Source organism: Psychrobacter sp. Sarcosine-3u-12 (assembly GCF_002836005.1).
Classification (GTDB): Bacteria; Pseudomonadota; Gammaproteobacteria; order Pseudomonadales; family Moraxellaceae; genus Psychrobacter; species Psychrobacter okhotskensis.
This window is the reverse complement of sequence record NZ_PJBY01000010.1, coordinates 1-7,484: the sequence shown is the minus strand read 5'-3', so window position 1 is coordinate 7,484 and position 7,484 is coordinate 1. Positions and strand designations below refer to the sequence as shown.

The window sequence follows — 7,484 nt, the reverse complement described above, 5'->3', positions numbered from 1 at the left end:
CGCTTGTGTCTTTATCTGGTTGCCACTCATTTGAGTTCTATACACACCCTAGTGAGGTGCTCTTCTTTTTTCAATCACTTTCGAAGTTGAGAGTGGGGTATGATATAGGTAATAAACAACATACCGTGTGCCATACCGATGTATTTCACACCTTCTGGAATGTCCATCATATATTTTAGTGGCATGGCGATGAAGAGCAATAATAAGAAAGAGGTGCCTTCTAGATAGCCTATAGTCAGCTGAATGTAAAAATGTTATGGATTTAAACGCGCTACTGGTATAAATTTTCTTTGCGTGCTGCTTACACAGAGGCTGCACAAAATTCATCCCAGTAGCACTGTATCATTTTTAAAGTGGGTTAACTAGACAGCTAAAAGGATAAAAAATGACCAAACCTAATCCAAGAGTATTAGAAGTAAAAGGCGTATTCGTTGAGCCTGCATCGGCGGCTTCAATCGGCGGTGCAATCCGTGATATTAAAGCAGGTAAAATCGCTGAAGGTTCGGTGATCGTTTGCACAGTGACGGGTAATGGTCTAAAAGATCCTGACACTGCGATCAAACAATGTGCCGATGCCGTGATGCTCACCATCAATGCCACATTGGATGATGTCAGAACATCAATCCTATCAAATATGGAAAAATAATTTTTCATGCTTTGCTCAGAAGAAAATACTTAAAAAGCCAACCAACTGCGGTTGGTTTTTTTTATTGCATCGTGCAGAATATAAACTGTATAAGAATAATTCCTATTTACAAACAATTTGATACAGTTTGATTTGTTTTGGTGCAAAATCAATAAATCGCCCAATATTTGTGCAATACAATAATGCTTCAAAGTTGGTTTTGTAAGTTATTGCAGTTTTATTGCAAAGAAATAAGATAAAACAGTAACTTAATAAAGTTGGCACGCCCTTTGCTATTTCAATAACAAGTTCAGAGTCAAATCATTTCGATTTGAACATTTGTAATAAACAGCTTGGGGGAATACCAACATGAACTTTAAACTTTCTACATTAGTGGCTGCATCTTTACTCACTTGTGCAAGTGGCTTGACTATGGCAGCTGAAAGCGATGTATCATTCTCTGGTACTGCAGCAATGACTTCAGATTACCGCTATCGTGGTATGACACAAACTGAAAGCGACCCTGCCGTTCAAGTTGGTTATGGATTAACCCATAGCTCTGGCTTATACGCAGGTGTCTGGGGCTCGAATGTCGGCTTTGGTAGCTCATTAGAGCTCGATCCATATGTAGGTTATAGCACTGAACTTGGCTCTTTGGCGTCTAAACCAGTTTTAGATGTCGGTTTATGGTACTACGGCTATCCAAGTGCTTCTGATTTGAATTGGCTTGAGCTGTATGCACGTCTAGGTTTTGCAGACACCATCACTGTTGGTGACAGTTTGCTTGCAAGCGTGAATTTCACTAATGATTTTTTTGGCTTAGATACTGATGCATGGTATTTAAACCTGACTTATAGCATGCCATTGAGCGCATCTTTCGGTGGTGTAGCAAGCTTAGGTTATACCACTGCTGACGATTATGATTTCAGTGATAACGCTAGTGGCGATGATAACTACATCGACTGGAAAGTTGGTGTGACTTACAGCTTTGCTTCTGTTGAAGACCTGTCAGCTGAGCTTGCTGCTGTCGGCACAAATATTGACGCCGACACCAACCCGTACAAACGTGGTGTAGAGACTGGTGCTGTATTTACAATTACTAAAGCATTCTAAGTTGTAAATAGCATAGGCTAGAAAATTAGCCTTGCGATAAAAAAATCCTGTCTTACTTCAAGGCAGGATTTTTTTATGGAGAATTGGTTCTAAATACGTCTTGGCATGTTAAATGCTTAATATTTATATCGAATAAAGATTGTTTGAATAGATTAAAAAGAAGGGGCTGTCCTAGATGAGTAAAATTATTTAGGATAGCACTATGAGAAAGAGTAAACTAAGTTGGTATAAACAAAGCAGACTCATCGAGTTATTTGTTGCCGGTTCTACCGCGAGAACAGCAGCAAGCCTAATTGGTGTTAATAAAACCACAGCCAGTTATTACTTTCATAGGCTAAGACTGCTTATTTACGAGAATAGGGGCTGTATAGAATTGAGAAAACATTGAAAAAAATAAGCAACGCCTTACTCTAATGTTTACCACAACAAAGAAATAAGGCATCACTTATGACTCGCACCAAGCTCAACGATGAACATTGGCACAAGCTATTTATTATATTGCGACAAATTAACGTATATAACAAGCCCAATCTAAGACGTACCGTTGAAGGCATGTTGTACCGCATACGAGTAGGCTGTCCATGGCGAGACTTACCTTCTTATTTTGGTCATTGGTCTAGCATATATCATCAATACCGTTACTGGCGTAAAACCGGTAAATGGCAAAAGCTCATGAAGGTAGTCACAGCAAACTATGATAGTGAATGGTTATTTATAGACGGTAGCGTGGTTAAAGCTCATCAGCATAGTACAGGCGCAGCCAGTCATCTTGATGAGGCCATTGGTAAAAGCGTTGCAGGTAATAGCAGCAAACTGCACTTAGTGGTCGATGCTTGTGGCAACCCTATACATGTTGAGCTGTCAGGTGGGCAAGTACATGACTCTAAGATGGCAAAGGCGTTGATATGTAGCACCATTAACAACCAGACTAAAGCGGTGATTGCAGACAGGGGCTACGATAGTAGCGATATTAGAGAGTGTATCTTCAAGCACTGTGCTCAGTCAGTCATACCTGTTAAGTCGAACTCTAAAAGCAGTAACGACACACTAGATTGGTATTTGTATCGTTGCCGTCATTTGGTAGAAAACGCTTTTGCTAGATTGAAACATTTTAGGGGCATTGCCACGCGATATGATAAGCTCAAAGATAGCTTTGCAGCGGCGGTAATGCTCGCTTGTGTCTTTATCTGGTTGCCCTTGATTTGAATTCTATACACACCCTAATACCCGCGCACGCATTGATAACGGCAAGCCGCGACTAAAGTATGATACCAGTGCACACCATGTGGCCATGATGGTCATCCATAGCAGCAAAGAGCCCTCGTGTCCGCCCCATGTCGCCGATAACTTATAGTACCAAGGCAACAGCGTATTGGAATGCTGCGCGACGTAACTGAGGCTAAAATCATTATAATAAAAACCTGCTATCAAAGCGCCAAATGACGTTATCATGGCGGCAAACTGTGCCCAAGCTAAGCTAGGGGCTAGTCGTTGCCAAGCAACTTGGTTATGAATAACACCAATAGTTGGCAGAATTACCTGCAATAACGCCAATACAAAAGCGGTAAGCAAGGCAAAATAGCCCAATTCTGTAATCAACATACGGTCTAACCTTATTTACTCTAATGCGGTTGCAGTTTACTGTGGCGGTGGAATTTTTATTATTAGAACCCACCCCGAAATCTGCTGCTATCTCTAGTTTTTAATTGATTTCGAAGGGTTTTATTTAACTACTTTAGGCGGATTTACCAGTGGAGGCGCGCCTTTAAAGCGCAGTAAACGTAACGCATTAAGAGTAACGATCACTGTTGCTCCAGCATCAGCTAGAACCGCAATCCATAGTCCAGTAATGCCGAATATGGTCGTGATCAGAAAGACGCCTTTGAGACCTAAAGCGAAAATGACGTTCTGATGAATGTTGCGCATGGTGGCACGTGAAAGTGCGATGAGATGAGCCATGTCCGTAACACGACTTTTTAATAATGCGATATCGGCCGTCTCAATGGCCACATCGGTACCACCACCCATCGCGATGCCAACATCGGCAGTTGCTAGCGCTGGCGCATCGTTAATACCATCACCAACCATCGCTATTTTGCGGTTGTTCTTCATCTCGTTAAGCAGGCGCAGTTTGTCCTCAGGCAACAGCTCAGCTTCCCATTCCACGTCTAAATTACTGGCAAGTGCTTGAGCGGTTAAGCGGTTGTCGCCTGTTAGCATGACGGAGCGCACACCCATCGCTTTGAGCTGAGCCACACCTTCATGAGCGTCGTCTCGTAATTCGTCTCTTAGCGCGATTAATCCAAGCACTTCACGGTTTTGCTCATCGAAAAGAACAGAGACGGTCTTACCCTCATTTTGCAGCGCCTCAATTTGCGCCTGTTGTGTGGATGAAATCAATGCCTCATCGGCTGCGTAAACAGGCGAACCGATAGCTAGCGCGCGCTCCGCGACAGTTGCGTGTACCGCTTTACCCGCAGTAGCAGAAGCTTTGGAAGCCACAGGTATAACAACTTTAGCGGCTTCAGCATGGCTGACAATGGCTTCAGCAAGTGGGTGACTAGAACCAGTCTCCACACTGGCAAAAAGTGCCAATATCTCATCTTGACCTTGAGAATTCTGACCTTGAATACTTGAGTCCTCTTGTGTAAAGGCAACAACATCGGTCACGCGTGGTTTGCCTTCAGTTAAAGTGCCTGTCTTGTCAAAAGCGACCGTCTTCACTTGGCCGATAGTTTCTAAAGCACTACCGCCTTTGATCAGCAAGCCACGGCGCGCACCAACAGCAAGACCAGAGGCGATGGCAGCGGGTGTTGATAGTACAAGAGCACAGGGACAGGCAATCAGCAACAGTGCTAGACCGCGATACAACCAAGTCGACCAATCTCCACCCATGGCTAACGGTGGAATGATAATAATTAGTGCGGCAATAGCCATCACTGCCGGTGTGTAATAGCGACTGAATTTCTCAATAAAACGGGCAGTGGGTGCTTTGGAGGCTTGCGCTTGCTCTACCAGCTCAATAATGCGCGAAATGGTGTTATCGGCGGCTGTCTTTTCTACGCGCACTTGGAGCACACCATCGATGTTAATTGACCCTGCAAATACATTGTCACCCATCGTCTTGGCAACAGGAACAGACTCTCCCGTCACGGGCGAATCATCAAGGCTGGACGCACCTTGAACAATGGAACCATCAGCAGATACCCTATCTCCAGGACGCACCAGCACAAGGTCATTCACTTGTAATGAAGTCGCTGGAACGTTACGCTGCCCACCTTGAGCATCAAGTAAAATTGCACTTTTCGGAACCAGCGATGATAAGGCTCTGATGCCAGCGCGAGCGCGATCAGCAGCGATACTCTCAAACAGTTCACCGATTGAGAACAAAAAGACAACTGCTGCGGCCTCTTCAGCTTCACCAATGATAAGTGCGCCAAGCACGGCGACGGACATCAGCGTTTCAATTGAAAAGAATGAACCTGTTTTAGCCAGTGCTAAGGCTTTGCGCGCAAATGGAAAAACGCCTACAATCACAGCGATGGCAAACACCCATATCCCATAAGCGGGCAACAGTAGTGACAGTGCATAAGCGCTGCCCATCAAAATACCGAGGCCAACAACCTGTTTGCCTTTTTGAGTTTGCCACCATTGCTTATCCTGCGGAGCCATCTGATTGTCGCTGTCAATATCAATAGCCGATACAGTTTGTTGACCAGTATTGGCAGAGATGCCGAACCCTAGGCTTTTGATTGTTTTTTCGATATCACTAGCCTGAGTCGGCGCACCAGGGGCTAAATTTAGCTCTAGCGTTTCTGTAGCGAAATTCAGCTGAACATCAGAAACCCCAGGCATACGTTTCAAAGCTGTTTCAATCTTGCCGATGCAACTGGCACAGTCCATACCTTCAATATGATATTTCATAATAATTTACCCTTTGAATAATGATATTATGAACCCTATAGTGGCTTTAGAGTCAAGGTTATTTATCTACAGTTTCGTAATTTTAATTTCTCTAGCGCTAGTCTTTACAGCCACTTTAATTATTTAAATCATAGAGGTTGTTATGACAATCAAAATTGGTGAGCTCGCTAAACGCACAGGTGCCACAGTAGAAACCATTCGCTATTATGAAAAAGAGCGTTTATTACCCGAGCCTTTTCGTAGCGAAGGGAATTATCGTTTATATAATGAAGAGCACATTGAGCGTCTACAATTTATCCTACATTGCCGTACGCTCGATATGGCTTTAGATGATGTGCGAATCTTACTTGAATACTGGGAGTCGCCTGACAAGGACTGCGGCGATGTGAATAACTTGCTAGATGAGCACATTCATGCTGTGGAAATACGAATGGAAGAACTGATGCACTTAAAGCATCACTTGACCGTTTTGCGCCAGAAATGTGCAAGTAGTGCACCAGCGTCATCATGTGGCATTTTAAACGCGCTTGTCGATAACTCCTGTCATGAGTAATGATATCAGTAGTGTTCATTTCTGACGGATCAAATCATGAAAGGTTAAATACGCCCTGATGTTAAGCACAAAAAAACCCAGCAATGATATTAAGATCACTACTGGGTTGGAGGAAATAACAACTATGTTGTGCTGACTTAGAAAGTCTTATTTATCATTCATAGCAAGGTAGATATTACGATCTGATGCGGATGCGTCATCCACGTATTTTGAATCGCGCCATGTCGTATAAGCATAGACACCACTGTATGGGCTGATGCTGTTCTGACGGAAATCAGAAATCCAATTTTCGCCATCAAATATTTGGATATGGCCATGCGGGCGCTTTGATGAGCGATCATAGACAATAACATCACCTACTTGGGTTGGCATATCATTACTGATTTTGCTAAAACCTGCTTTATCAAGCGTGCCACGAGTGGCGTACTGATAGGCTGAAGGATTGGGTGTAAATTCATAACCAGCTGATTGTAGTGCTTTACGTACGTAACGGGCACAATATCCAGAGCTGCCAGATAAAGCCACTTTTGAGGCGCGAGCAGCAGCGATAGCGGGGGCTGAATTGCTGTCAGGAACCTTATTGACTTGCTGCTGTTGTTTTTCAGCGTATAAGCGGCTGTTTAATGATGAAAGCTGATTCTCTTTTTGCTTGGCCTGCGCACTTAGGTTGCTAATTGCTTGACTAATTTCATCATTATTAGAAACATAAGCACCACTTTTGGTGCTATAGATGTTTTTTGATGAACCGTAGTTTGATGCCACAGAAGTATTGGTGATGGTATTATTTGTTTGAGAGATTGTGATAGCAGCACCACTCGTTTGTGCTATGCCCATACCCAGTACTGACAAAATCAATAAAGCCTGTTTCATAAATCTAATACCTACGGTTAATTCAAAATCGTCTGTTATCAACAACAGCGCAGTCAATTAAATCTCAATAACTCAAGTATATATATGTCATAGTGACTGATACTTCTGCTGCATATTATTCATATAAAAAATGATTATTGGCGATCACAGCTCATTGAAGTCTTACGAAGCTGTTACAAATCAAGCTGCTGACCAAAACACAAAGCCGACTTTAGCATAGGCTGTTTAGCCTGTCATCCCCCTTAAAAACCCCAAAAATACTTTTTTGATGTCGAAAAAATTGCTAATATCCCACATTTTACAATGTAAGTTTGTGTAACATGTACAGAATATAGCTGACTAGATTGACCACAATTTCTACTGTTTTATAAGCAAAAAAACGTCTGAGGGTTAAATCTA

5 protein-coding genes and 4 pseudogenes are annotated in these 7,484 nt (G+C 42.9%); 5 read left to right on the top strand and 4 right to left on the bottom strand.

Annotated elements, in window-relative coordinates; translation table 11 throughout:
* Positions 1-98 precede the first annotated feature (98 nt).
* Positions 99-245, bottom strand: a pseudogene (locus CXF65_RS00615) (DUF3817 domain-containing protein); the annotation flags it as partial.
* 173 nt (positions 246-418) lie between these two features.
* Here CXF65_RS00615 and CXF65_RS00610 point away from each other — a divergent pair.
* The 4 genes and pseudogenes from CXF65_RS00610 to CXF65_RS00595 all read left to right on the top strand — a co-directional run.
* A pseudogene (locus CXF65_RS00610) lies at positions 419-646 on the top strand (threonine synthase); the annotation flags it as partial.
* A gap of 348 nt (positions 647-994) precedes the next feature.
* Positions 995-1,738 (top strand): TorF family putative porin, encoded by a 744-nt coding sequence (locus tag CXF65_RS00605; RefSeq protein ID WP_071001644.1) that lies wholly within the window; start codon positions 995-997, stop codon positions 1,736-1,738.
* Between the two features lie 202 nt (positions 1,739-1,940).
* Positions 1,941-2,114, top strand: a pseudogene (locus CXF65_RS00600) (IS1595 family transposase); the annotation flags it as partial.
* Positions 2,115-2,185: 71 nt separating this feature from the next.
* The gene (locus CXF65_RS00595; protein ID WP_101210683.1) at positions 2,186-2,944 is read left to right on the top strand and encodes an IS5 family transposase; all 759 of its coding nucleotides are present in this window, start codon (positions 2,186-2,188) and stop codon (positions 2,942-2,944) included.
* Positions 2,945-2,959: 15 nt separating this feature from the next.
* On the opposite strand, the pseudogene CXF65_RS00590 reads toward CXF65_RS00595, so the two are convergent.
* Positions 2,960-3,340: pseudogene (locus tag CXF65_RS00590) on the bottom strand (heme lyase NrfEFG subunit NrfE); the annotation flags it as partial.
* A 120-nt stretch (positions 3,341-3,460) separates the two neighbouring features.
* Entirely contained in the window at positions 3,461-5,662 is a 2,202-nt protein-coding gene (locus tag CXF65_RS00585; protein ID WP_101210682.1) for a heavy metal translocating P-type ATPase, read from the bottom strand.
* Positions 5,663-5,804: 142 nt separating this feature from the next.
* Here CXF65_RS00585 and cadR point away from each other — a divergent pair, with 142 nt between their 5' ends.
* The gene (gene cadR / locus CXF65_RS00580) at positions 5,805-6,215 is read left to right on the top strand and encodes a Cd(II)/Pb(II)-responsive transcriptional regulator (protein ID WP_007394845.1); all 411 of its coding nucleotides are present in this window, start codon (positions 5,805-5,807) and stop codon (positions 6,213-6,215) included.
* A 147-nt stretch (positions 6,216-6,362) separates the two neighbouring features.
* Here cadR and CXF65_RS00575 read toward each other — a convergent pair whose 3' ends face one another.
* A complete protein-coding gene (locus CXF65_RS00575) occupies positions 6,363-7,085 on the bottom strand; it encodes a CHAP domain-containing protein (RefSeq protein ID WP_057758750.1) in 723 nt (240 codons plus the stop codon).
* Positions 7,086-7,484 lie beyond the last annotated feature (399 nt).

Bases quoted from the DNA above. Each gene is read 5' to 3' on its own strand.
- CXF65_RS00595 (WP_101210683.1), top strand. From the start codon at position 2,186: ATGACTCGCACCAAGCTCAACGATGAACATTGGCACAAGCTATTTATT.
- CXF65_RS00575 (WP_057758750.1), bottom strand. From the start codon at position 7,085: ATGAAACAGGCTTTATTGATTTTGTCAGTACTGGGTATGGGCATAGCA.
- CXF65_RS00605 (WP_071001644.1), top strand. From the start codon at position 995: ATGAACTTTAAACTTTCTACATTAGTGGCTGCATCTTTACTCACTTGT.
- CXF65_RS00585 (WP_101210682.1), bottom strand. From the start codon at position 5,662: ATGAAATATCATATTGAAGGTATGGACTGTGCCAGTTGCATCGGCAAG.
- cadR (WP_007394845.1), top strand. From the start codon at position 5,805: ATGACAATCAAAATTGGTGAGCTCGCTAAACGCACAGGTGCCACAGTA.